22 protein-coding genes are annotated in these 22,873 nt (G+C 33.7%); 9 read left to right on the forward strand and 13 right to left on the reverse strand.

What is annotated here, in order from left to right; all coding sequences use genetic code 11:
- Positions 1-177 precede the first annotated feature (177 nt).
- The 7 genes from O5O44_RS12325 (at position 178) to O5O44_RS12355 (ending at position 10,455) form a co-directional block, all read left to right on the forward strand.
- On the forward strand, positions 178-399 hold the full coding sequence (locus O5O44_RS12325) for a DUF2795 domain-containing protein (RefSeq protein WP_019387375.1): 222 nt from the start codon (positions 178-180) through the stop codon (positions 397-399).
- Positions 400-564: 165 nt separating this feature from the next.
- Positions 565-3,918, forward strand: a complete 3,354-nt coding sequence (gene secA, locus O5O44_RS12330) for a preprotein translocase subunit SecA (RefSeq protein ID WP_289194619.1) — start codon at positions 565-567, stop codon at positions 3,916-3,918.
- Between the two features lie 151 nt (positions 3,919-4,069).
- Positions 4,070-5,413 (forward strand): GntP family permease, encoded by a 1,344-nt coding sequence (locus tag O5O44_RS12335; RefSeq protein WP_289194620.1) that lies wholly within the window; start codon positions 4,070-4,072, stop codon positions 5,411-5,413.
- An 81-nt stretch (positions 5,414-5,494) separates the two neighbouring features.
- The gene (locus O5O44_RS12340; RefSeq protein ID WP_289194621.1) at positions 5,495-6,940 is read left to right on the forward strand and encodes a RimK family ATP-grasp domain-containing protein; all 1,446 of its coding nucleotides are present in this window, start codon (positions 5,495-5,497) and stop codon (positions 6,938-6,940) included.
- A gap of 1 nt (position 6,941) precedes the next feature.
- On the forward strand, positions 6,942-8,168 hold the full coding sequence (locus O5O44_RS12345; protein ID WP_289194622.1) for a glutamate-cysteine ligase family protein: 1,227 nt from the start codon (positions 6,942-6,944) through the stop codon (positions 8,166-8,168).
- Positions 8,165-8,851: an N-formylglutamate amidohydrolase gene (locus O5O44_RS12350; protein ID WP_289194623.1), complete on the forward strand. Its 687-nt coding sequence runs from the start codon at positions 8,165-8,167 to the stop codon at positions 8,849-8,851. Before O5O44_RS12345 ends, O5O44_RS12350 begins: the two co-directional genes overlap by 4 nt.
- 95 nt (positions 8,852-8,946) lie before the next feature.
- Positions 8,947-10,455 (forward strand): cadherin domain-containing protein, encoded by a 1,509-nt coding sequence (locus O5O44_RS12355; RefSeq protein WP_089263150.1) that lies wholly within the window; start codon positions 8,947-8,949, stop codon positions 10,453-10,455.
- 155 nt (positions 10,456-10,610) lie between these two features.
- Here the strand turns inward: O5O44_RS12355 and O5O44_RS12360 are convergent, their stop codons facing one another.
- Positions 10,611-11,288 (reverse strand): peptidoglycan DD-metalloendopeptidase family protein, encoded by a 678-nt coding sequence (locus O5O44_RS12360; protein WP_289194624.1) that lies wholly within the window; start codon positions 11,286-11,288, stop codon positions 10,611-10,613.
- A 51-nt stretch (positions 11,289-11,339) separates the two neighbouring features.
- Here O5O44_RS12360 and ttcA point away from each other — a divergent pair, with 51 nt between their 5' ends.
- Complete coding sequence (gene ttcA, locus O5O44_RS12365; protein ID WP_289194625.1) at positions 11,340-12,161, forward strand: tRNA 2-thiocytidine(32) synthetase TtcA; 822 nt, start codon at positions 11,340-11,342, stop codon at positions 12,159-12,161.
- Positions 12,162-12,164: 3 nt separating this feature from the next.
- On the opposite strand, the gene rimO is transcribed toward ttcA, so the two are convergent.
- On the reverse strand, positions 12,165-13,475 hold the full coding sequence (gene rimO / locus O5O44_RS12370; RefSeq protein WP_289194626.1) for a 30S ribosomal protein S12 methylthiotransferase RimO: 1,311 nt from the start codon (positions 13,473-13,475) through the stop codon (positions 12,165-12,167).
- 136 nt (positions 13,476-13,611) lie between these two features.
- Here rimO and O5O44_RS12375 point away from each other — a divergent pair, with 136 nt between their 5' ends.
- Positions 13,612-14,685 carry a serine hydrolase domain-containing protein gene (locus O5O44_RS12375; RefSeq protein ID WP_289194627.1) on the forward strand — a complete coding sequence of 358 codons (1,074 nt, stop codon included), beginning with the start codon at positions 13,612-13,614 and terminating at the stop codon, positions 14,683-14,685.
- On the opposite strand, the gene O5O44_RS12380 is transcribed toward O5O44_RS12375, so the two are convergent.
- The 11 genes from O5O44_RS12380 to O5O44_RS12430 form a co-directional block, all read right to left on the reverse strand.
- The gene (locus O5O44_RS12380) at positions 14,682-15,110 is read right to left on the reverse strand and encodes an SRPBCC family protein (protein WP_289194628.1); all 429 of its coding nucleotides are present in this window, start codon (positions 15,108-15,110) and stop codon (positions 14,682-14,684) included. The genes O5O44_RS12375 and O5O44_RS12380 overlap by 4 nt on opposite strands.
- 66 nt (positions 15,111-15,176) lie before the next feature.
- Positions 15,177-16,151, reverse strand: coding sequence for a signal recognition particle-docking protein FtsY (ftsY, locus tag O5O44_RS12385; RefSeq protein WP_019387387.1), 975 nt, complete (start codon positions 16,149-16,151; stop codon positions 15,177-15,179).
- A 275-nt stretch (positions 16,152-16,426) separates the two neighbouring features.
- Positions 16,427-16,579, reverse strand: a complete 153-nt coding sequence (locus O5O44_RS12390) for a DUF4295 domain-containing protein (protein WP_019387388.1) — start codon at positions 16,577-16,579, stop codon at positions 16,427-16,429.
- A 6-nt stretch (positions 16,580-16,585) separates the two neighbouring features.
- Entirely contained in the window at positions 16,586-16,768 is a 183-nt protein-coding gene (rpmG, locus tag O5O44_RS12395) for a 50S ribosomal protein L33 (RefSeq protein ID WP_007648529.1), read from the reverse strand.
- 25 nt (positions 16,769-16,793) lie between these two features.
- A complete protein-coding gene (gene rpmB, locus O5O44_RS12400; protein ID WP_019387389.1) occupies positions 16,794-17,030 on the reverse strand; it encodes a 50S ribosomal protein L28 in 237 nt (78 codons plus the stop codon).
- Between the two features lie 82 nt (positions 17,031-17,112).
- Entirely contained in the window at positions 17,113-18,363 is a 1,251-nt protein-coding gene (locus O5O44_RS12405; protein ID WP_289194629.1) for a competence/damage-inducible protein A, read from the reverse strand.
- A 3-nt stretch (positions 18,364-18,366) separates the two neighbouring features.
- Positions 18,367-18,708 carry an Hpt domain-containing protein gene (locus O5O44_RS12410; RefSeq protein WP_019387391.1) on the reverse strand — a complete coding sequence of 114 codons (342 nt, stop codon included), beginning with the start codon at positions 18,706-18,708 and terminating at the stop codon, positions 18,367-18,369.
- Position 18,709: 1 nt separating this feature from the next.
- Complete coding sequence (locus tag O5O44_RS12415; RefSeq protein ID WP_019387392.1) at positions 18,710-19,321, reverse strand: fumarylacetoacetate hydrolase family protein; 612 nt, start codon at positions 19,319-19,321, stop codon at positions 18,710-18,712.
- Positions 19,322-19,481: 160 nt separating this feature from the next.
- On the reverse strand, positions 19,482-20,258 hold the full coding sequence (locus tag O5O44_RS12420) for a 3'-5' exonuclease (protein WP_289194630.1): 777 nt from the start codon (positions 20,256-20,258) through the stop codon (positions 19,482-19,484).
- 92 nt (positions 20,259-20,350) lie between these two features.
- On the reverse strand, positions 20,351-21,682 hold the full coding sequence (locus O5O44_RS12425; RefSeq protein ID WP_289194631.1) for a dihydrolipoamide acetyltransferase family protein: 1,332 nt from the start codon (positions 21,680-21,682) through the stop codon (positions 20,351-20,353).
- Between the two features lie 86 nt (positions 21,683-21,768).
- On the reverse strand, positions 21,769-22,869 hold the full coding sequence (locus O5O44_RS12430) for a glycosyltransferase family 2 protein (protein WP_289194632.1): 1,101 nt from the start codon (positions 22,867-22,869) through the stop codon (positions 21,769-21,771).
- Positions 22,870-22,873: the final 4 nt, after the last annotated feature.

The raw sequence follows: 22,873 nt of genomic DNA on the forward strand, positions 1-22,873 counted from the left end.
ATCACTCGAAGTGACATGAACAATTTATTTGCTACATTATTATTAACCTAGCAGGAATAATTGCAAGGGTTTAGATTACAAAAAGATACGTTCTTAAAATTAATGAGTAAATAATTCATTTTTTTCTTGCCTGTTTAAACTAAAAAATTATTTTTGCAAAAAATTAAACACAAAGAAATGTATTGGACATTAGAATTAGCATCGTATTTAAGTGATGCGCCTTGGCCAGCAACAAAAGACGAGTTGATAGATTACGCCATTAGAACTGGAGCTCCTTTGGAGGTTGTAGAAAACTTACAATCTATTGAAGATGAAGGAGATTCTTATGACTCTATTGAAGAAATCTGGTCCGATTATCCTACCGATGAGGATTACCTCTGGAATGAAGATGAATATTAATAAAGCATAAAGAATAGTTAAAAAGTCTCGATTTGAGGCTTTTTTTTTGTTCTTAACCGTAAAAAAAGCGTAACAAAATGTATCTTTGAATGCCTTTTGATTGGGCACCTATTATAACGAACAAAACCTAGGGTTATCCTAGATAAAATATATAAAATAATACCAATGAGTTTTTTAAATTCTGTACTAAAAATGTTTGTTGGCGACAAGTCTAAACAAGACGTGAAAGCCATTACACCTATTGTTGATAAAATTAAAACTTTTGAAGCCGCTCTTGAGGCTTTATCTCATGATGAGTTGAGGGCTAAAACTGCCGAATTCAAGGCTAAAATTGCTGAAGCCAACGCCGATATTGACAAGCAAATTGAAAATTTAAAGATAGAAGCTGAAAATACTGAAGATATTGACAGACGTGAAGACATTTATCAAGACATTGATAAACTAAATGATGATGCTTACAAAATTACTGAAGATGTTTTAAACGACATTTTACCTGAAGCCTTTGCGGTAGTAAAAGAAACTGCTAAGCGTTTTGTAGATAACACCAATATAACTGTTACGGCTAATGAATTTGATCGTACTTTATCTGGTGAGAAAGATTATATCACACTTGATGATGACAAAGCGATTTGGGCAAATTCTTGGGATGCAGCTGGTAAACCTATTACTTGGGACATGGTGCACTACGATGTGCAGTTAATTGGTGGTATTGCCATGCATCAAGGTAAAATTGCCGAAATGCAAACTGGAGAAGGTAAAACGTTGGTTGCAACCTTGCCGGTTTACTTAAACGCCCTTGCTGGGAAAGGTGTGCATTTAGTAACAGTAAACGATTATTTAGCGAAACGTGATAGCGCGTGGATGGCTCCAATATTTGAGTTTCACGGGTTAAGTGTAGATTGTATTGATTACCATCAACCCAACTCTGCAGCACGTAGAAAGGCTTACAATGCCGATATTACTTATGGTACCAATAACGAGTTTGGTTTTGATTACTTGCGTGATAACATGTCGCATGCCCCAGAAGATTTAGTGCAACGTCCGCATCACTACGCCATAGTGGATGAGGTTGATTCAGTTTTGGTTGATGATGCCCGTACACCGCTTATTATTTCAGGTCCAATTCCAAAAGGCGATCGCCATGAGTTTACTGAATTAAAGCCCAAAGTTGACGATATTGTTTCGGTACAACGTAAATATTTAACGGGTGTTTTAGCCGAGGCTAAAAAATTAATTAACGAAGGTGATACTAAAGAAGGTGGTTTTAAACTATTACAAGTGTATCGTGGTATTCCTAAAAACAAAGCTTTAATAAAGTTTTTAAGTGAAGAAGGTGTTAAGCAATTACTTCAAAAAACAGAGAACTTTTTCATGCAAGACAACAACCGCGAAATGCCAAAGGTTGATGCCGATTTATACTATGTAATTGAAGAAAAAAACAATCAAATAGAATTAACCGATAAAGGTGTTGAATACATTTCTGGAAAAGATGATCCAGACTTTTTCATTCTACCAGAAATAGGTATTGAAATTGCCAAAATTGAAGAACAAGGACTTAGCAAAGAGGAAGAAGCGAGTTTAAAAGAAGATTTATTCAAGGAATTTGGTGTAAAATCTGAACGCATACATACCTTAAATCAACTGCTTAAAGCATATGCTTTATTTGAAAAAGACACACAATATGTGGTGATGGACAATAAAGTGATGATTGTTGATGAACAAACGGGTCGTATTATGGATGGTCGTCGATATTCTGACGGTTTACACCAAGCCATTGAAGCCAAAGAGAATGTAAAAATTGAAGATGCTACGCAAACCTTTGCCACAGTAACACTTCAAAATTACTTTAGAATGTACCGTAAACTCTCTGGTATGACAGGTACTGCGGTAACTGAAGCTGGCGAATTCTGGGAAATATACAAATTAGATGTGGTTGAAATTCCAACCAACCGCCCTATAGCCCGTGATGATAAAGAAGATTTGGTTTATAAAACCAAGCGTGAAAAATACAACGCTGTTATTGACGATGTTACAAGATTATCAGAAGCAGGACGTCCTGTTTTAATTGGTACAACATCGGTAGAAATTTCTGAGTTACTGGGTAAAATGCTTAGCATTCGTAAAATACCACACAACGTATTAAATGCTAAACAACATAAAAAAGAGGCTGAAATTGTAGATCAGGCAGGTAAATCTGGACAAGTAACTATAGCAACCAATATGGCTGGTCGTGGTACCGATATTAAATTATCAGATGAAGTGAAGGCCGCAGGTGGTTTAGCCATTGTAGGTACAGAACGTCATGATTCGCGTCGTGTAGACAGACAGTTACGTGGTCGTGCTGGTCGTCAAGGAGATCCAGGAAGCTCACAATTTTATGTATCTCTTGAAGATAACTTGATGCGTTTATTTGGTTCTGAGCGTATTGCGAAAATGATGGATAAAATGGGATTGAAGGAAGGTGAAGTTATTCAGCATTCCATGATTTCAAAATCTATTGAGCGTGCTCAGAAAAAAGTTGAAGAAAATAACTTTGGTGTTCGTAAGCGATTGTTAGAATATGATGATGTTATGAATGCCCAACGTGAAGTTGTTTACAAACGTAGAAAGCACGCCTTACATGGTGAGCGTTTACGTGTGGATTTAGCAAATATGATCTTTGATACTTCTGAAGGCATTGCTGAAACCAATAAAATGGCCAACGATTTTAAAAATTTCGAATTTGAATTAATTCGTTATTTCTCAATGAGTTCGCCAATTACTGAAAGTGAATTTGGAAAACTATCGGCTCAAGAAATTACATCGAAAATATACAAATCGGCTTTTGAACATTACAGAGATAAAATGACTCGTAATGCTGAAATTGCTTTTCCTGTAATTAAAAATGTATACGAAACACAGCGCGATAAATTCAAACGTATTGTCGTGCCTTTTACAGATGGAGTAAAAACGCTAAATGTTGTTACCGACCTTGAAAAAGCATATGAAACCAACGGTAAACAATTAATTACCGATTTTGAAAAGAACATTACTTTAGCAATTATTGATGATGCTTGGAAAACGCATTTACGTAAAATGGATGAGTTAAAACAATCGGTTCAATTGGCTGTTCACGAACAAAAAGATCCGCTTTTAATTTACAAATTTGAAGCTTTCGAATTGTTTAAAGCTATGATTGACCAAGTGAATAAAGATGTGATTTCATTCTTATTTAAAGGAGAATTACCTCAAGAAACACAAGATACCATTCAAGAAGCTCGTGCTAGAAAACAGGAAAAACTGAATGTTCAAAAAGATGAAATTCCTAATCTAGACGAACGCTCAGCACAAAATAGAGCTGCAGGAAATACACAACGTAGACAAGAAGTTGTTGAAACGATTGTTCGCGATAAACCTAAAATTGGACGTAATGATCGTGTAACTATTAAGCACGTGATAAATGGTGAAAACAAAACCTTAAAATACAAACAAGCAGAACCTCTATTATCTAAAGGGGATTGGGTATTGGTTGAGGATTAATCTATATCCAGCATAAATTAAAATGAACCCGATATAAATTATCGGGTTTTTTTATATCTAAAAAATAAGCCTTAAAAGTCATCTTTATTTTTTTATGTATTTTTCCTAAACGTAATCTGCTAATTTGCGGTACTTTTTAGGACTCATATTTATGATAGACTTTTCACTTCTAATAGCTGTATTTTCTGGAATAGCTGTTTTACTGATACTAATTCTTCGCTTTAAAATTCAGGCATTCATAGCGTTACTTATTGCTAGTATTGTTGTAGGAGTTATGGCTGGAATGTCGCCTGAAGCCATCATCAAAACCATGCAAGAAGGTATGGGAAACACCTTAGGCTTTGTTGCTATGGTTGTTGGGTTAGGTGCTATGTTCGGAGCCATTTTAGAACATTCTGGTGGTGCCGAAGCGCTCGCCAATTACTTGCTTGAAAAATTCGGCGAAAAACGTGCCTCTTGGGCTTTGATGCTTACTGGGTTTTTTGTGGCAATTCCAGTATTTTTCGATGTGGCATTCATCATTTTAGTGCCTTTAATTTATTCATTACAACGTAAAACTAAAAAATCACTTCTACTTTATGGGATGCCGCTTCTAGCAGGATTAGCCATAACTCATGCCTTTATACCTCCTACTCCTGGACCAGTTGCCGTAGCCGATATTTTAAAAGCAGATTTAGGTTGGGTTATTTTATTTGGCTTTATCGTTGGAATTCCTACTGCCATTGCCAGTGGGCCATTATTTGCAAAATACATTTCGAAAAGAATATTTGTGGAAGCTCCTAAATTGATAGAAACTAATCAGGAAACGCATAATTTTCCTGGAATTGGTGTGATACTTTCAATTATTGGCATTCCTATTATTTTAATAGTTGGCAATACGCTTCTCAACAGTCCTTTATTGGAAAATGTCAACATCTCTGAAAATATTAAGTCTTGGTTAAAAATGATTGGACATCCCTTTACCGCATTAATAATTGCTAATATCATAGCATGGTATGTTTTAGGGATAAGAAGACAAACCACTAAAGATATTTTATTAAAAATAACTACGGCATCCATGGCTCCTGCTGGAATTATAATTCTACTTACAGGCGCTGGTGGCGTTTTCAAACAAATGCTTGTCAATACCAAAACTGGTGAAATGCTGGCTAATTATTTTGCTGATAAAGGTGTTAGCATTTTAGTTTTTGCCTTTTTAGCTGCCGTTTTGGTTCGTATCTTACAAGGATCTGCAACGGTAGCAATGATAACTGCTGCAGGATTAACTGCTCCCTTATTGTTAGGTGATTCAACTGAAATAAACAAAGCCCTTTTAGTAATTGCTATTGCATCTGGTGCATCTATTATGTCTCATGTAAACGATAGTGGGTTCTGGTTAGTTAGTAAATACCTCGGACTATCAGAAAAACAGACCTTTAAAAGTTGGACAGTAATGACTACTATTATAGCATTAGTAGGGTTTAGCACGGTTTGTTTGCTATGGATAATTTTCTAAAATATATTTAAATCAAAATAATTTTTGAATTCAAAAAAAGACTAATTTTGTTTAAAATTTTAATGGCGATAAGCTAATTTAATGCAAAAATATATTGTTGTCAATCAACCTGAAAAATGGAATTTTTCGATTGAGAATATTACGGTAATTTCTTCACAAGATTACTTAACAAACCCAAAATTTTCAGTACTCAAAAAAGCTCGAATATTTAATCTCTGTAAAGAGTATAACTACCAATCGAAAGGTTATTACGTGTCACTTCTAGCCGAAGCTCGAGGACATTTAGCTATTCCCACGGTAAAAAATATTGTCGATTTAAAAACTTTAAAACTGGTTAGAATTGTATCTGATGAATTTGACGATATCATTCAGCAAAGTCTTAAAAACATTAAATCTAGAGAATTTACATTGAGTATTTATTTCGGACAGAATGTGGCTCAAAAATACAAGGAATTAAGCACGCTGTTTTATAAACATTTTCAAGTACCGTTTTTTCGTGTGAAATTTAATTTTAATACGAAGTGGAATATTCAAAGTGTAAAAGTGATTTCAGAATCTGAAATTCCGCAAGAGCATCTCGAAAGTGTTCAAGAATTTGCTAATCAATATTTTTCTAAGAAGCGATACGATTCACCTAAATTAACCAAAAGTGAATTCGATTTAGCTATTTTGGTAAACCCCAACGATCCTGCACCACCAAGTAATCCAAAGGCCTTAAAGAAGTTTATTGAAATTGCAGAAAAGATGAATATTTATGCCGAAATTATTGAGCCTAAAGATTTATCGCGATTATCATCCTTTGACGCTTTATTTATTAGACAGAGCACCGAGGTTAATAACGAAGCCTACGCTTTTTCACGAAAAGCACAACAAGAAGGCATTGCTATTATTGATTATCCGGATGCCATTCTAAAATGCTGCAACAAAGTGTATATGGCCGAAGCGCTTCAAAATGCGAATATTAAAACACCTAAAACAGTTATTGTACATAAGGACAATCTGAATCAAGTCTTGGAACTTACTGGTTTACCGTGTGTTCTAAAAGCTCCAGATTCTACATTTTCATTTGGGGTGAAAAAGGCAAAAACCAACGAAGAATTTTTTGAATTGGCGAACGCCATGTTAAAAGAATCCGACTTAATTATTGCTCAAGAGTTCTGTCCTTCAGATTACGATTGGCGTATTGGCATTCTAGATGGTAAACCCTTTTTCGCCTGTAAATATTACATGGCTAAAGGGCATTGGCAAATTTATAACTGGAAAGCTAAAAAGAAAACGGAACAAGATGGTGATGCCGATTGTCTACCAATTGATGCTGTTCCTAAAAAAGTACTAAAAATGGCACTAAAATCTGCTAAACTTATTGGAGATGGTTTGTTAGGTATTGATATTAAAGTGGTAAATGAAAAGCCAATGGTTATAGAAATTAATGATAACCCAAATATCGATTTTGGTGTTGAAGATGGGTATTATGGCGATTTGGTTTATACTGAGATATTAACGGCATTTAAAAATAGGTTAGACTAACATGAGTAAAACATATCATTTGTTTGAAGTTTTTGGTATCGAACTGGAATACATGCTCGTTAACAAAACAGATTTTAAAGTTGCGTCTAAAGTAGATTCATTACTGACTATCAAAAATGGCACTTTGACTGATGACATTGATAATGGTGACGTGGCTTGGAGTAACGAATTGGTGGCGCATGTTGTGGAGTTAAAAACAAACGGACCAACCCACGAATTGGATTCACTTGCCGATTCTTTCCATGATAACATAAAAGAAATCAATGCGATTTTAAGTACTATAAATGCGCAATTATTACCAACCGCAGCGCATCCACTCATGAGTCCGTTAACCGATACCGAGCTTTGGAAACATAGTTATAGCGAAGTTTATGCCTTGTACAATCGCATTTTTAACTGTAAAGGACATGGTTGGAGCAACGTACAAAGTACGCACATTAACTTGCCATTTTTTGACGATGAAGAATTTGAAAAACTACATGCAGCTGTACGATTGATTTTACCTATCATTCCAGGCTTATGTGCAAGTTCACCTATTTTAGAAGGCAAAAACACAGGTTTTAAAGATACCCGATTAGAATATTACAAAACCAATCAAAAAGAAATTCCAGAAATGACTGGTATGGTAATTCCTGAACAGGTATTTTCGAAAAAAGACTATGAAATTTTCATTTTCACTCCTATTAACAAAGTCATAAAACCTTTTGATACCGAGCATATTTTAGATCATTATTTTCTAAACTCCAGAGGTGCTATTGCCCGTTTTGATAGAAATGCTATTGAAATTAGGTTGGTTGATATTCAAGAATGCCCAAAAGCAGATATTGCCATTTGTGTATTAATCATTGAAGTGATTAAACTTCTTGTTGAGAATAAAACATCTACCCTCAACCAACAAAAATCATGGTCGAAGGAATCGCTATACAGTATTTTGAATCCGTGCATCAAAGAAGGTGAAGACTACATTGTAACAGACCTAACCTATTTAAATTTGTTCGAAATAGAACAAGCCTGTACTGTACAAGATATTTGGAAACAACTCTATCAATTGGTTAAACCAAATATTCATAAATCTCATTATGAAGCTCTTCAAAACATTTTGGAAAATGGCACTTTATCAACCCGTATTTTAAAAGCAGTTGCTAATAATTATTCAGAAGATAATATCAAAAAAGTGTATCTGCAACTCGCACAATGTTTGCAAGAAAACAAGCTTTTTGTACCATGAAACTTATAGTAACATGCGAACATGGAGGCAATGATATACCAAAGCCCTTTAAAAAATACTTTAAAGATTCCGTATCGGTTTTAAACTCACACCGCGGTTATGATTTGGGCGCTTTAGATATTTTTAAATCTTTAGGACCTCTTGCGGATTATGCTTTGTATTCTGAAACAAGCAGATTGCTTATTGAACTCAACAGGTCGTTGCATCATCCCAAATTATTTTCAGAATTCACAAAAGATATTCCTAAACAAGAAAAAGTAAGCATTATTCAATCGCATTATTTGGTGTATCGCAATCAAGTTGAAAACACTATTAAAAATTGGATTGATAACGGTGAAGCTGTTATGCATCTTTCTATGCATTCTTTTACGCCTATTTTAAACAAGGTTGAAAGACAATGCGACGTTGGCTTGTTATATGATTCTAAAAAACAAAGTGAAAAAATATTTGCTACTAATTTCAAAGTAGAATTAAAAGCTCAAAACCCAAACTTAAATATACGTTTTAACTATCCGTATTTAGGAAAAGCAGACGGGTTTACAACCTACTTACGCAAACAATTTCCATTAAATTATCTGGGTATTGAGGTTGAAGTGAATCAAAAATATGCTCAACACAATCAAATGCATTTTGAAATTAAAGAAGTTATCATTTTAGCTTTAAAAAATACATTGACTACTTGATTTTGTAATAAATTTCAACTAACTTCGTTTAACGTCGGATATAAAACATTTAAACGTTTTATATCCGCCTGAGTTAGCAAACATTAAAAAAAAAAATGAAAAAACTATTAGAAATTTTCACATTATTAATTTTTATTATTAATTTTTCATGCAGCAAAGATGAAAATAAAGATAATATCCAAGAACAAATTACTATTGAATCTTCGAACCTAAATATTACAATTTCTGAAAACCCCATATCTGGCGAAATTATTGGTCAAATTCAAGCAACTACAAATGTTGGCCAAATATCGTATTCATTGGTAAGCCAAAGTCCAAATGGGGCTTTTTCCATTAATTCAGAAAACGGAGAAATAACTGTATTAGATGAAACTTTATTCAACTATGAATCTAACCCTGAAATTACTGGAACAGTTAAACTTACAAATTCAAATGTTTCAAAAGAAATATTGATTACAATTACTTTAACAGATGTTGAAATAGAAATATTTAATGGATCTCTTTTTTTAAGTTCGCAAGAAGAATTAAACCACTTTGGTAGCCAAAATTATAAAGAAATACACGGAAGTTTACGTATTCATGATTTTCAGGATTCCGAATTCAATATGACCAATGTTGATGCGCTGAATAGTATTACTTTGATTACTGGTACTTTGGACATTTCCGGAAATAAATTATTAAATAATATTGACGGACTAAAGGGAATTAAAAGTATCGGAAAAAGCTTATATATTGACAGTAATGATAAGTTGAATAATATTGATGGGTTAGACGGAATTGAAAATATTGATGAAGACCTAAATATATCTGGAGGTATTTTAATTAATATCAACGGGTTAGTAAATCTCAATTATTTAGGAGGTGATTTAGTCTTGCGTTTTTTACCAAATCTCACTGATATAAGTCTTTTTCCAAAATTCACTGAAATAAATGGAAGTTTAGTTCTGAGTAATCTACCAGAGCTAAATAATTATGATACTTTCAATCAATTATCTTTGGTTAAGTATAACCTAATACTTGAGAACACTAATTTGAGTGATTTAAATGTTTTTGAAAATTTAACTTATGTTGGCGGAGGTTTAGGAATTGGTGAGAATAAGAAGTTAATAAATGTCAATGCTTTATCAAAAATAAATCAACTTGGAGGTTTGACTATATCTAAAAATCCGATTTTAGAAAATATAGATGGTTTGTCTAACCTTACTACTTTAAATGGTGACTTAGCTATCAGCTCGAATTCTATCTTACCCAATATGAATGCCCTAAATAAACTTACCGCTATAGGAGGTCATCTATATATTTTTAATACTGTTTTTCAAAATATTAATGCTTTGAGCAACCTTCAAAGTGTAGCCGGAGTTATTAAAATTGATGATAATAGTATACTTGAGAACTTGGATGGGTTGAATAAGTTAGAAACTATAGTAGGAATTACTTCTGAATATGAAGACTATCATTTTTCTATCGGAGGTAATTCGATACTCAATGATTTTTGTGGGTTGACAAATTTTTTTGAAAATTTCCCCTATAGTCATTACTCTATTTATGGTAATGCTTATAACCCAACAAAAGAAGATTTAATGAATGGAATTTGTACAGAATAAAAAAACATTTGCTAACAATGGCTATAAGTAATTGCTTGTTCTTGCCTACTTCAGAAAATCCTCGCGAATTTTCAGTTTGATGTGTACTTGCAAAGTTAAGTACTATCCCACGCAACTACTCATAGCCGAGAACGTTAAACGAACCCAAAAAAATCTCAAAACTTCAACAGCAAATTCGGGTCGGGACAATTCAATCTATAAAACTCTAAATCTTTTTTAGAACAGACTCCAGGATAATCGCCTTTTAATCCTTGTAAATCTTTTATTATTTGGAAATGTAAATGTGGTGGATAATTTCCATTGACTGTTTCATCACCTAAAACAGCAAATGGTTCTTCTTTAGAAATGGGTTGTCCTTCTTGTAAATTTTCAATAGAATCTGCGCTTAAATGCCCATAAAGGGTATAAAATTCAACACCTTCAAAAGTATGTTTTAAGATGATTGTTGGTCCGTAGTCACCATAATTCGTATTATTCTTAAAACTATGAATTGTTCCACTAAAAGGCGCATAAATAGGCGATTTAGCGGCACACCATAAATCGACACCCAAATGAATATTACGTTCATCATGCGCTTGACTATTAAAATGCTGGCTTCTTTTATAAATATTTCGAACTTCTAAATAGCCACCATAAGCCACTTCGGCTTGATGCTGAGAGATGAAATTATTAACGTATTCGCCTAATTTTGAAGCTGACGACACATCAATAGCATTAAGCGTGTCGTTGTTTTCAGATAAATCCATGCTAACGTATTTAGACGCCTGAATAGTAGGATCTAAAACTCGAATAGGTATAGCGCTAATGTTAAATAGAAAATCTGAAAAATTCAATGGAGTGACATTTATAAATACATACTCAAAAGTATTAAAATATTACATTTTATGCGATTAAATAATATTTTTGCATCTATGGAAAATTTAGTTCAGGTTACAAAAAAATTACACCGCGCAGTAGGTGCAGCTATCGAGCAATTTACAATGATTGAAAATGGCGATAAAATTATGGTTTGTTTGTCTGGTGGCAAAGACAGTTATACTTTGCTGCAAATGATGTTACACTTCCAAAAAGTGGCACCCATTTCGTTTGAAATTATAGCGGTTAACCTCGACCAAAAACAACCGGGTTTTCCAGAAGAGGTCTTACCAAATTATCTTGATGCTTTGGAGGTTGACTATAAAATTATAGAAAAAAATACCTATAAGGTTGTTATGGAAAAAACAATCGAAGGCAAAACTACCTGTAGTCTTTGCTCAAGATTACGACGTGGCACGTTGTACGAAGCTGCCAAAGATTTAGGTTATAACAAACTGGCACTAGGGCATCATAGAAACGATATTTTAGAAACCTTTTTATTGAATTTCTTTTTTGCTGGAAAACTAGAAACCATGCCTCCTAAATTTAAAAATGACGCTGGCGATTTAGTGATTTTAAGACCTTTAGCTTTTTGTAAAGAAAATGATATTGAGATGTATGCGCATCACATGAATTTTCCGATAATCCCTTGTAATTTATGTGGTTCGCAAGAAAACCTACAACGTAAAAAAGTAAAACAAATGATAGCCGATTGGGAAACTGATTTTCCTGATAGAAGTTCTGTAATGATGCATGCCTTACAAAATGTGTATCCGTCACATTTACTAGATCATAAAATCTATAACTTTAATTCGCTTGAAGAATTGATACCTAAAAACTGTTTGGTTTAAGATTTATTGCGGCGTAACAACTTCAGCGTATAAATCGAAATCTTCGGCTTCAATTATTTTAACCTGAGCAAATTCGCCTGTTTTTAAATAGGTTTTTGTAGCATCTATTAAAACTTCGTTATCAACATCTGGAGAATCAAACTCAGTACGCCCAATAAAGTAATTCCCTTCTTTTCTATCAATAACTACTTTAAATGTTTTACCTATTTTTTGTTGGTTGAGCTCCCAAGAAATTTGCGACTGAATTTCCATAATTTGGTTGGCCCTTTCAATTTTTACTTCTTCAGGTACATCGTCTTCCAAATTATAAGCATGAGTGTTTTCTTCATGAGAATAAGTAAAACAGCCTAAACGTTCAAAACGCATGTCTTTTACCCATTGTTTTAATTCCTGAAAATGTGCCTCGGTTTCTCCCGGATATCCCACAATAAGCGTGGTTCTAATTGTCATTTCTGGAACAGCTTCTCTAAATTGGGAAATTAACTTAGTTGTTTTCTCTTTAGTCGTACCACGACGCATACTCTTTAAGATATCATCTGAAATATGCTGCAACGGAATATCTAAATAATTACAAATCTTTGGCTCACGATTCATAACGTCTAAAACATCCAACGGAAACCCTGTTGGAAATGCATAATGCAAACGAATCCACTCCACACCTTCTACTTTCACTAAAGCTTCAAGCAATTCAGCAAGGTTACGTTTTTTGTATAAATCCAATCCGTAATACGTTAAATCTTGAGCAATTAAAATTAATTCTTTAACTCCGTTTGCCGCTAACTTTTCAGCTTCAATAACAATCTCTTCAATAGGCGTACTTTTATGTTTCCCTCGCATGATTGGAATCGCGCAAAAAGAACATGGTCGGTCGCAACCTTCTGCAATTTTTAAATACGCGTAATTTTTTGGGGTGGTGGTTAAACGCTCTCCAATCAATTCGTGTTTATAGTCTGCACCTAAAGCTTTTAACAAACCTGGTAACTCTGTAGTTCCAAAATATTGATCTACATTAGGTATTTCTTTTTGCAAATCTGGTTTGTAACGCTCACTTAAACAACCTGTTACAAACACTTTATCCACATCGCCATCTTCTTTCTTCTGCATATACTCCAGAATGGTATTCACACTTTCTTCCTTCGCATTATTAATAAATCCGCAGGTATTTATAACAACAATATTGCCTTCTTCTTCGTGTACCACATCTTTTCCGCTGGCCTTTAATTGCCCCATAAGCACTTCGCTGTCGTAAACATTTTTACTACAACCAAGGGTTACAACATTAATCTTGTTCTTTTTAAGAGTCTTTGTGCGCATACTATCTATAAATCAGGGCGCAAAGATACGGAATGATTAATGATTTTAGATTGACGAATTTTGATTTTTAAGTTTAATAACTCTTTATAATTAAACCTTTTATATATTTGAGTGTCCAAATTTGAAAACCTACGTTATGAAATCCATATTATATTACTGTATTTTCATTTCCTTATTTGTTTTTAGCTGCTCATCTGATGATTCTTCAGAAGAACCAAGTCCTACGAATACTAATCTTTATTTTCCACCAGTTAACTCTGATACTTGGGAAACAATTTCAGCTACAGAATTAGGATACAACGAAACTGCAAAACAATCACTGTTAAATTATTTAGAAGAAAAAAACACCAAAGGCTTTATAATGCTCTACAACGGACGCATTGTATTAGAGGCGTACTTTAATAATCATGATGAATCTAAACTCTGGTATTGGGCGAGTGCTGGAAAGACATTAACTTCTACCCTATCAGGTATTGCACAAGATGAAGGCCTAATTACTATTAACAAAAAAGTTTCAGACTATTTAGGTAATGGTTGGACAAATGCTGCTTTGGAAAAAGAGAACTTGATTACGTGTAAACATTTGTTATCTATGAATTCCGGTTTAGATGATACTTTAGGTGATGATGTATCTTCAAGTAATCTGCAATATGTTGCCGATGCCGGAACACGATGGGCATATCATAATGTTTATGTAAAAATGCAAGATGTTATTGCAGAGGCCTCTAATAGAAGTTGGAATGATTATTTCAATTCCAAACTGAAGGATAAAATTGGAATGAATGGCGGTTGGTTTAACATAGGTGATTTAAATGTTTATGCCAGTAACACGTTAAGTATGGCACGATTTGGCTTATTAATTTATGCCGATGGGAATTGGGATGGCACACAAATAGTTTCAAAAAGTTATTTAAACGAAGCCATAAATACATCTCAAAACATCAATGAAGCTTATGGATATTTATGGTGGCTTAATGGGAAATCGAGTTATCATTTACCACAGAGTCAGCTAGAATTTAATGGCAAATTAGTTCCGAATGCACCAGATGATATGTATGCTGCTTTAGGAAAAAACGATCAAAAAATATATGTGGTGCCTAGTAAAAAATTAGTGGTTGTTCGATTAGGAGATGCCGCAGATGGCGACAATTTTGCCTTATCTAATTTTGATAATGACTTATGGGCTAAAATTAACGCCTTTATCGATTAGGCACGACTTTCAAATGGAATGACAACACCTTTTTCAAGATAATTTTTTAGGCCATTTAAAAGCAACGCCCAACAGAACGAGGAATGTTTAAAATGGTCGTTAATTTCTGGCCAATTTTGGTGACTGAATCTTAAATACGTACCATTTTCTTTTGGTTCTAATTCAAATCCGAAGGTTGTGGGCAGCCAATCTTCGTCAGATTCTGTCATTTTTAAATGAAAAGATGCATTCACTTTTACTTTTGAAACTTTACAATACCAATTGTATTTATCTGTAAAGTTTAAGTTGTATTCTGAATTGAGTTCTGGTTTCCCTGAAGATTTTAGCGACCACCAATTATTTAAGTGTTCTGGTTGCGAAACCGCATCGAAAACTTGCTTTGGCGAAGCTTTTATTAAGAGATTGTGGTAAATATTGTAACTCATTTTCAATGTTTTACATTAAAAATAGCAAAAAAAGTGGATTCCTATCTCCTCAAGAAGTAAAATCGATTATTTGAAAAAAGAATCTACAAACTCGTATTTATTAAAAACTTGTAAATCTTCAATCCCTTCGCCAACACCAATATACTTTACTGGAATTTGAAATTGATCGGATATTCCTATAACAACACCACCTTTTGCAGTTCCATCAAGTTTGGTTACGGCTAACGATGTAACTTCTGTCGCTGCAGTAAATTGTTTAGCCTGTTCGAAAGCGTTTTGTCCTGTTGAGCCATCTAAAACCAATAAAACATCGTGTGGCGCATCGGCAACTACTTTTTGCATCACGCGTTTTACTTTAGTAAGCTCGTTCATGAGGTTTACTTTATTATGTAAACGACCAGCGGTATCTATTATGATAACATCGGCATCTTGACTTACACCAGATTTTAAAGCATCGAAAGCTACGGATGCAGGATCGCTGCCCATATCTTGTCTTACCATAGGCACTTCTACGCGGTCTGCCCAAACTTGAAGCTGATCTATGGCTGCCGCTCTAAACGTATCGGCAGCACCAAGAACCACATTTAATCCTTGCTTTTTAAATTGATAAGCTAACTTGCCTATTGTTGTTGTTTTTCCAACGCCATTAACCCCTACAACCATTAATACGTATGGTGTTTTAGTTCCGTTTTCTTGTTTAGGTAATTCTGGAATTGTGAAATCGGTTTCTTCACCAACGTTGGTTTCACTTAGTAATGATGCAATTTCTTCACGAAGGATTTGGTTGAGCTCATCGGTTCCTAAATATTTATCTTTAGATACGCGCTCTTCTATGCGTTCAATAACTTTTAAAGTGGTGTTTACACCAACATCGCTACTTACTAAAACTTCTTCAAGATTATCTAATACCTCATCATCTACTTTAGACTTTCCTGCGACGGCTTTACTTAGTTTACCAAAAAAACTAGACTTAGATTTTTCTAAACCTTTATCTAGGGTTTCCTTTTTTTCTGAAGAAAATATTTTTTTAAAAAAACTCATTTCAATTATCTGATTGGTTGTTTCATTTATACTTGACTATGCGTTAGGGATTGTAGCGACATCCTTTTGCCAAAGCAAAAGATATAGCGAAAAGCCCGACCCTTGTGGTAACCTGCCTGCCGGTAGGCAGGCGCTCTAATAACAATTAAGCAAATTCCTTACCATATTTATTTTACTGATAATATGGCAGAAAAACTTAGTTACGCTCAAATATAAACATAAAAAAGCTGCTTCCAATAAAGAAAGCAGCTTTGTATATTTTAAAAAACTTATTCTTACTTTTTGTTGAAAAAGTCGTTTGTAAGTTCTGGAGCCATGATTGATTCAACAAACATGTAAGCACCTGTTTTAGGTGATTTCACCATTTTTATTGCTTTTGTTAATCTCTTAGAAGATGTTTGTAACGTTGCTACTGTTTTCTTTGCCATGACTTATTATTTTATCTCTTTATGAACTGTCATACGTTTAAGGATAGGATTGAATTTTTTAATTTCCATTCTATCTGGCGTATTCTTTTTATTTTTTGTAGTGATGTAACGAGAAGTTCCTGGTTGACCAGACTCTTTATGCTCTGTACATTCTAATATTACTTGTATTCTATTACCTTTCTTTGCCATGTCTATTACTTATTAAATACAGCTATTATTTTAAAAATCCGTTAGATTTTGCTTCCTTAATTGCTGCAGATATACCTATTTTATTGATAGTTTTCAAAGCAGATGTAGAAACTTTTAAAGTTATCCAGCTGTCTTCTTCTGGAATATAAAAACGTTTCTTAACTAAATTCGCATGAAACTTGCGTTTAGTTTTGTTCATTGCATGAGACACATTGTTTCCAACCATGGCCTTCTTTCCTGTAAGTTCACAAACTCTTGACATTCTATATAACTTTAAATTCTTTGTTGCTTAAAATCGAGGTGCAAATATACAAATTCTTTATATTATGACAACCTAATTTTTATCAATTTTTAAAAATTTCTTTTAGAAGCATTTCTAAAGCTTTATTTACTGCTTTATTTATCACTTTTAAGCGTAAATTTCCGAAGTTAAATTCCTGCGAATATACTTGTGTTTTGGTAGCAATAGCAATAAAAACTGTACCCACATCGGCATCAGAATCGCCTTTTGTTGGTCCCGCATTTCCGGTTGTCGCAATCGCATAATCTGATTGAAATAAATCCAAGGCATTTTTAGCCATAGCCTCTGCAACTTGTGCACTTACTACTGAATATTGATCTATTAAAGATTTTGGAACCTGTAAAACATTTATTTTTGATTGTGTAGAATACGTAACAACACCGCCTTTAAAATAGGCTGAGGCTCCAGAATGCACCGTAAAACGTTCTGCTACCGCACCACCTGTGCAGCTTTCGGCAATTGCCAATGTTTTTCCAATTTTAGTTAATTGTTTAGCAATAACCATTTCAACAGAACCTTCTTCGTCTTCAAATCCAGCAAATTCATCTTTTATATAAGGTAATACTTTATCAATTTGTTCTTGTACTTCTCTTTTTAACTTCTGCTCATCAAAGCCTTTTGTTGATAAACGTAGACGCATTTGCCCCAGATTAGGTAAGTAAGCGAGTTTAATATGTTCTGGTAATGCATCTTCCCAAGCTTCTATTCTTTCGGCCAGCGCGCTTTCCCCCAGACCATAAACCATCAGAGTTCTGTGAATTATGAAAGGACAATGGTATTTATCAGTTAATTTTGGAATAACTTCATAATCGATTAAAGCTTTCATTTCATAAGGTACTCCTGGTAGCGAAATAAAAACTTTTTCCGCTTTTTCTATCCACATCCCAGGTGCAGTACCCAACCTATTCATTAAAGGTTTTGATTTTGATGGGATTAAAGCTTGATCTTTATTCACTTGAAGCAACGTTGTTCTTACATGCTGCTTCCAAATCGATTCAATATTTTGAAGTACAGAATCATCTCGAACTAACGAATCATCAAAATATTCTGCAATGGTTTTTTTGGTAATATCGTCTTTAGTTGGCCCTAAACCACCAGTAATAATAACAATATCTACACGGTGTTCTGCGTCGCTTAAGGCTTGAAGAATATGCGACTTTTCATCTTGTACCGATGTAATTTGATAAATAGATACTCCAATTTTATTAAGCTGTTTAGCAATAAAAGAAGAATTGGTATCTATAACCTGGCCAATTAATAGTTCGTCGCCGATGGTTATAATTTCGGCTATCATAAGCTATAATTTAAAATCAGATTTTATTTCGGCACTAGCTTTTTCAACCGCGGTAAGTACAATTTCTAACTGAGTCGTTACATCCTCTTCAGTTTTAGTAAACTTACCCCAATCTTGTACCTCTATTAATTTATCTAAAACACCAAGTTCAAATAAATCAACCGTAGGCTTCATTTTATGTGCTGCCTGATAAGCTTCCTGATAATTTTTTTCTGCAACAGCATTTTTTAAACGCTCTGCATCTTCAGGAACTTCTTCTAAAAAAGCTTCGGCTAACGAGGCTATAAAATCCTCATCATTATCAGCTAATTCTCGTACTCGGTGTAATTTGTAATTTAATTCCATGTTATTTAACTGTTATCGAAAACATTTCTTTGTTTTCTATAAATCCTTTTAACTTATCATTAGCAATAACTTTGCCAACTCCTGCTGGTGTACCTGTAAATATAATATCTCCAATCTTTAAAGTAAAATATTTCGACACATATTCTATTAATTCATCAATTTTCCAAAGCATATGGCTTGTATTTCCATTTTGTACAATTTCTTCATTCTTTTTTAAAGAAAAATTTAATGCATCAATATTTTCAATCTCCTTTTTATCAATCCATTTGCCAATTACAGCAGCTCCGTCGAAAGCTTTTGCCTTCTCCCAAGGTAATCCTTTAGCTTTTAATGTACTTTGTAAATCGCGAGCAGTAAAGTCAATACCCAACCCAATCTCATCATAATACTTATGGGCAAATTTCTTATCAATATACTTTCCAACCTTGTTTATTTTCACCAAAACCTCAACTTCATAATGCACATCATCCGAAAAATCTGGAATAAAAAATGGCTGTTTTTTGAGCAAAATTGCGGTATCTGGCTTTAAAAACACCACAGGATCGGTTGGTTTTTCGTTTTTTAACTCTTTTATGTGTTCGGTATAATTTCTACCAATACAAATTAATTTCATTCATTAAAATTTATTTGGGCGCCTGCCTACCGGCAAGCAGGTTACCACAAGGGTCGGGCTTTACATTGCACGTCCTCGTTCGTTCCTGAGTTTGGGCTTTCAATTGCAATCTCTAACGCGAAATATCCAGATATTTTAGACACAAAAATTTAAGCCTATACTATCCTAATTTATTATTAAAACTTCTAAGCTTTATAGCTGTTAACACCTTTTTGGTGTACAACGGAAAATCGGCATTTAACAACCAGCCAAAATAACCTGGTTCCTTTTCTAAAACTTCCGTTACCAACTTGCCTTTATGTTTTCCAAAAGAAAAACACTCTTCTCCTTTTTTATTATACGCTATAAAACCTGCAAAATCTGCAAACTTTTTACGCGAGCTAAATTCTGCTAAAAATTTAGTGTCATTTTCCAATTCGTCATATTTAGCTAATTGTGCCTTTAATACCTCGTAAGTAGCCATAGTATCAGCCTCCGCACTGTGGGCATCATCTAGATTTTCGTCGCAGTAAAATTTATACGCAGCGCTTAAAGTACGTTGTTCCATTTTATGAAAAATGGTTTGCACATCAATAGCCACTCTATTTTTCATATCAAAATCAATTTCAGCGCGCAACATTTCTTCAGCTAACAAAGGGATATCAAACCTGTTGGAATTAAACCCACCCAAATCAGAATCTTTAATCATGTCATAAATCTCTTTGGCTAGTTCTTTAAAAGTAGGTTCGTTTGCTACTTTTTCGTCAGTTATACCATGAATTTCTGTTACTTCTTTTGGAATAGGCTTTTCAGGATTTACTAACCACGTTTTGCTTTCTTGTGTCCCATTAGGAAACACTTTTAAAATTGAAATCTCAACAATACGATCGTTTGTTATATTAATTCCCGTTGTTTCTAAATCGAAAAAACAAATTGGTTTTGTTAAGTTTAACTGCATTAATTCTGGTGGTTTAATACTAATTTTTTACAAAAATAAAAAAACCCAACCGTTTTTAAGGTCGGGCTTAACTATTGATTACTTTACTTCATTTATATCTCTCTATTCATGTCCCAAGCCTCAAGATAATCTGTAACTGCTTTTACAAATTGCCCACCTAAAGCACCATTAACCACACGATGATCGTATGAATGTGATAAGAACATTTTGTATCGAATACCTATAAAATCGCCTTCTGGAGTTTCAATTACCGCAGGTACTTTTCTAATAGCACCAAGTGCTAAAATACCAACTTGTGGCTGATTAATAATTGGTGTACCCATAATACTTCCAAATGTACCAACATTAGTAACCGTATAAGTTCCGCCTTGAGTATCATCTGGTTTTAATTTACCTATTCTTGCACGATTAGCTAAATCATTTACTTGCTTCGTCATCCCTACCAAATTTAATTGGTCGGCATTTTTAATAACAGGCACTATTAAATTTCCATCTGGCAAAGCAGCAGCCATTCCTAGATTGATGTTTTTCTTTTTAATGATTTTGTCACCTTGAACAGAAATATTCATCATCGGATAATCGCGTAAAGCTTTTGCAATAGCTTCCATAAAAATTGGCGTAAACGTTAAGTTTTCACCTTCACGCTTCATAAAAGCATCTTTAACTTTCTTTCTCCAATTCCAGATATTCGTTACATCAGCCTCAATAAAACTTTGCACATGTGCAGACGTTTGAACAGATTCAACCATATGATGCGCAATAAGTTTACCCATTCTGGTCATTTCTATAATTTCATCTTCACCATTTGAAACAACAACAGGTTTATCTTGTTTTGGCAACGATTCAGTATTAACAGGTGCTACTGACGCCACTGTTGGCTGAGATTTAGTGGCAGCAGGTTGTTGTTGACTACCTTTATTTTTAATATAATCTAGAATATCGTTTTTAGTAACCCGACCATCTTTTCCTGTTCCAGAAATTTGATCTAATTCTGCTTGAGAAACTCCTTCTGCCTTAGCAATATTTTTAACTAACGGCGAATAAAAACGATCGCTTGTAGATACTGCAGGAGCAACAGTTTCTTTGGCTTTAGTAATGGTTTCTTCTATTTGTTGAACTGCAACTTCAGGAACTATTTCCTCTTCAACATTAGTTGATTCTTCGGCTTCATCAGTTTCATCTCCTTCAGTTTCAATAATAGCCAATACTTGGCCAACTTGAACCACTTCATCAACATTGAAAAAGCGTTCAACTAAAACACCGTCAACTTCACTTGGCACTTCACTATCTACTTTATCTGTTGCAATTTCCAATACAGGATCGTCCATTTCAATAGTATCACCAACATTTTTCAACCAAGATGTTATTGTTGCTTCTGCAACACTCTCCCCCATTTTTGGTAATTTAAGCTCAAACTTTGCCATATTAATAATCTACTACTTGATTTTTTATTTTATTTTGCAAAATTAGCAAAAAAACTAGTATTTCGTCTTATTATCTTCAAAAAATACTATGCTAATCTAATAACCTCACCTCTGCTTATTGCATCATCACTTCCAATTGCAAATTTAGAGCTTTTAGGCCAGATTTTAAAGGTTATTGACGCATCTAACGTATTCGTGTCCATGAAAGTAATAATCTCTTTATAACTTAGCATATTAGCATCAAATATAACTTCTGATTCGTTTTCAATATGTTGTAAATCCTTCCGTAATATAACTTCAATATTTAAAGCTTTATTTAATTGCTCACTTTTTTGATTAGAAATGAACACATATCGTTTTACATTTTTAATCTTTTTAACGTGTTGCTTTCTAAAAAAATATACAAAGCTAATTCCGAAAGAAACAAACAAATCAAACAACACATTTTTCTTGAAATGCTTTTTGTAGAAAATTTGCATTGCTCCATAAAAACGGCGCGCATAATTTTTATCTCTTAACGTACTTTCGCCTTTAAAATGAATGATTGTTGTATCACCGTAATAGTAATTTTCGAAACCATGCTTCAGTGCTTTATATGAAATATCAATATCTTCACCATACATGAAATAATCTTCATCAAACCCTTCTATCGCTTGATAAACCGATTTTTTTAAAAACATGAAAGCCCCCACTAAAATCTCAACTTTGCTAATTTCATTTTCTTGAATATGAGTTGCATAGTAATCTTCTGGGTTTCCCATTAGTTTTTTAAATGAAGCTATTACATACGGTATTTTACGCTTGCTTTCTGGTAAAAAATTTCCTCTACCATCAATTAATTTACAACCAACAATACCCAGTTTATCTTTATCCTTCGAGAAATCTAAAAGTTTTAAAAAGGTATCTTCAGCAACTACAGTATCTGGATTTAATATGCATATAAACTCACCTTTTGCTCTTTCAACCCCAATATTATTACCTTTTGAAAAACCATCATTCCGTTTATTTTCAATGAGGACAACATCTGGAAATAAGTTTTTTACCATTTGGCAACTTCCATCTTCTGAATTATTATCCACAACAATAATTTCTGCATCAATATTTGAAATGGCAGCCTCAACACTACTTAGACATAATTCCAAGAAATATTGAACCTTATAATTTAAAATAACTACAGATAGTTTCAAATGC

Source organism: Algibacter luteus (assembly GCF_030344935.1).
Lineage (GTDB): Bacteria > Bacteroidota > Bacteroidia > Flavobacteriales > Flavobacteriaceae > Arenitalea > Arenitalea lutea.

What these genes read in the sequence shown, in the direction of transcription:
- O5O44_RS12325 (WP_019387375.1), top strand. Translation starts at nt 178, where the DNA reads ATGTATTGGACATTAGAATTAGCATCGTATTTAAGTGATGCGCCTTGG.
- secA (WP_289194619.1), top strand. Translation starts at nt 565, where the DNA reads ATGAGTTTTTTAAATTCTGTACTAAAAATGTTTGTTGGCGACAAGTCT.
- O5O44_RS12335 (WP_289194620.1), top strand. Translation starts at nt 4,070, where the DNA reads ATGATAGACTTTTCACTTCTAATAGCTGTATTTTCTGGAATAGCTGTT.
- O5O44_RS12340 (WP_289194621.1), top strand. Translation starts at nt 5,495, where the DNA reads ATGCAAAAATATATTGTTGTCAATCAACCTGAAAAATGGAATTTTTCG.
- O5O44_RS12345 (WP_289194622.1), top strand. Translation starts at nt 6,942, where the DNA reads ATGAGTAAAACATATCATTTGTTTGAAGTTTTTGGTATCGAACTGGAA.
- O5O44_RS12350 (WP_289194623.1), top strand. Translation starts at nt 8,165, where the DNA reads ATGAAACTTATAGTAACATGCGAACATGGAGGCAATGATATACCAAAG.
- O5O44_RS12355 (WP_089263150.1), top strand. Translation starts at nt 8,947, where the DNA reads ATGAAAAAACTATTAGAAATTTTCACATTATTAATTTTTATTATTAAT.
- ttcA (WP_289194625.1), top strand. Translation starts at nt 11,340, where the DNA reads ATGCGATTAAATAATATTTTTGCATCTATGGAAAATTTAGTTCAGGTT.
- rimO (WP_289194626.1), bottom strand. Translation starts at nt 13,475, where the DNA reads ATGCGCACAAAGACTCTTAAAAAGAACAAGATTAATGTTGTAACCCTT.
- O5O44_RS12375 (WP_289194627.1), top strand. Translation starts at nt 13,612, where the DNA reads ATGAAATCCATATTATATTACTGTATTTTCATTTCCTTATTTGTTTTT.
- O5O44_RS12380 (WP_289194628.1), bottom strand. Translation starts at nt 15,110, where the DNA reads ATGAGTTACAATATTTACCACAATCTCTTAATAAAAGCTTCGCCAAAG.
- ftsY (WP_019387387.1), bottom strand. Translation starts at nt 16,151, where the DNA reads ATGAGTTTTTTTAAAAAAATATTTTCTTCAGAAAAAAAGGAAACCCTA.
- O5O44_RS12390 (WP_019387388.1), bottom strand. Translation starts at nt 16,579, where the DNA reads ATGGCAAAGAAAACAGTAGCAACGTTACAAACATCTTCTAAGAGATTA.
- rpmG (WP_007648529.1), bottom strand. Translation starts at nt 16,768, where the DNA reads ATGGCAAAGAAAGGTAATAGAATACAAGTAATATTAGAATGTACAGAG.
- rpmB (WP_019387389.1), bottom strand. Translation starts at nt 17,030, where the DNA reads ATGTCAAGAGTTTGTGAACTTACAGGAAAGAAGGCCATGGTTGGAAAC.
- O5O44_RS12405 (WP_289194629.1), bottom strand. Translation starts at nt 18,363, where the DNA reads ATGATAGCCGAAATTATAACCATCGGCGACGAACTATTAATTGGCCAG.
- O5O44_RS12410 (WP_019387391.1), bottom strand. Translation starts at nt 18,708, where the DNA reads ATGGAATTAAATTACAAATTACACCGAGTACGAGAATTAGCTGATAAT.
- O5O44_RS12415 (WP_019387392.1), bottom strand. Translation starts at nt 19,321, where the DNA reads ATGAAATTAATTTGTATTGGTAGAAATTATACCGAACACATAAAAGAG.
- O5O44_RS12420 (WP_289194630.1), bottom strand. Translation starts at nt 20,258, where the DNA reads ATGCAGTTAAACTTAACAAAACCAATTTGTTTTTTCGATTTAGAAACA.
- O5O44_RS12425 (WP_289194631.1), bottom strand. Translation starts at nt 21,682, where the DNA reads ATGGCAAAGTTTGAGCTTAAATTACCAAAAATGGGGGAGAGTGTTGCA.